This is a genomic window from Buchnera aphidicola (Lipaphis pseudobrassicae) (genome assembly GCF_005081185.1).
In the GTDB taxonomy this organism is placed as follows: Bacteria; Pseudomonadota; Gammaproteobacteria; order Enterobacterales; family Enterobacteriaceae; genus Buchnera; species Buchnera aphidicola_AD.
The window spans coordinates 1-1,772 of the sequence record NZ_CP034872.1; the positions used below are offsets into that span (position 1 = coordinate 1).

At 22.4% G+C, this 1,772-nt stretch carries 1 protein-coding gene; it reads left to right on the plus strand.

The window, feature by feature from the left end; genetic code table 11:
- Positions 1-494 precede the first annotated feature (494 nt).
- A partial coding sequence (locus tag D9V70_RS03175; RefSeq protein ID WP_253254836.1) for an anthranilate synthase component 1 occupies positions 495-1,772 on the plus strand: 1,278 nt, incomplete at its 3' end.

Genomic DNA, 1,772 nt, shown 5'->3' on the forward strand with positions numbered 1-1,772 from the left:
AAAATCAGTATTTTTTGTTATTTTATAATATAAAATCACGTAACATTATGTTTTATATGAATTTATTTTTTCTACGTATTTATAATATGCTTGTTATTAACATGTTTATAACTCTGGGGATAAGTTTTGTATATATATATATTAAAGGCATCTTTATATATAGAAATTTTGCATGGTAAAAAACGAAAAAAACATTAAAAAACAACTAATTAATTAAAAAATCTAATACTTAAAAAACGTAAAAAACAAAAAATACTTTAAAAGATAAAACAATAATATATAGATATATATATATATATTTTAATTATTATTATTTTTTTTTAAACAGTACTTATTAGTATCATTTTATTTAACATAGTATATTAAATACTTAAATATTATATTATACACTTTTTTTAAAAAAAATAAAAAATGAGAATCTTGCTTTAATTTTTTAAATTAGTTATTATTATTTTTTATAAAAAAATTTTTGATTAAACAAGAGATTTGAATGAATGAAAAAAAGCCCATGTGAAATTAGAATAATTCAAAAAAAGGCTAAATATCATCCTGATCCTACAATAATTTTTAATCATCTTTGCCAACTAAAACCAGCAACATTATTATTAGAAACAGCTGAAATAAACAAAAAAAATGATTTAGAAAGTATAATGATCATAGATAGTGCTGTAAGAATTTCTTCGGAAAAAAATAATACTGTAAAATTAACCCCATTATCTAAAAATGGAGAATTTATTATCTTAGATTTAAAAAAAAATCTAGAAAAGAAAATACAAAAAATTGAAAAAAACAAAAGTCTTTATATTTTTTTTCCTGATATCGATAAAAATTTAGATGAAGATAAAAAAATTTTTTCACCATCAATATTCGATGTTTTTAGATTCATAATTAAAAATTATAAAAATAGTGAAAAAAGACAAAAAGCTATCTTTTTTGGAGGATTATTTTCCTATGATCTAATTGATAACTTTGAGTCATTACCATATTTAAAAAAAACACAAAAATGTCCAAATTTTTGTTTTTATTTAGCAGAAACTTTATTAGTTTTAGATCATCAAAAAAAAACATGTTTAATTCAAAATAGTTTATTTAGTAACAATCTAGATGAGGAAAAAAGAATTAACGAGAGAGGAAAAAAAATACAAAAAAAACTTGAAAAAAACCTGAGATCTATTCCTAAAAAACAAGTAAAAGAAATTTATTTAACTTCAAATATGAGCGACTCTCAATATTGTTCTATAATAAAAAAATTACAAGTCTTAATTCAAAAAGGTGAAATTTTTCAAGTAGTTCCTTCTCGAAAATTTTTTTTACCTTGTATAAATACATTGTCAGCATATCAAAAATTAAAAAAAAGCAATCCAAGTCCTTACATGTTTTTTATGCAAGATAAAGATTTTACATTATTTGGTGCTTCACCAGAAAGTTCTTTAAAATATGATGAAAAAACAAGACAAGTTGAACTATATCCTATAGCAGGTACTAGACCAAGAGGGAGACATAAAGATGGTACGCTAGATTTAGATCTAGATAGCAGAATTGAACTTGAAATGAGAACTAATCATAAAGAATTAGCTGAACATTTAATGTTAGTAGATTTAGCACGAAATGACCTTGCACGTATTTGCGAACCAGGTTCAAGATATGTATCTGATTTAGTAAGAGTTGATAAATATTCACATGTAATGCATTTGGTATCAAGAGTTGTTGGTAAACTAAAATCAGGATTAGATGCACTTCATGCATATTCATCCTGTATGAATATGGGTACC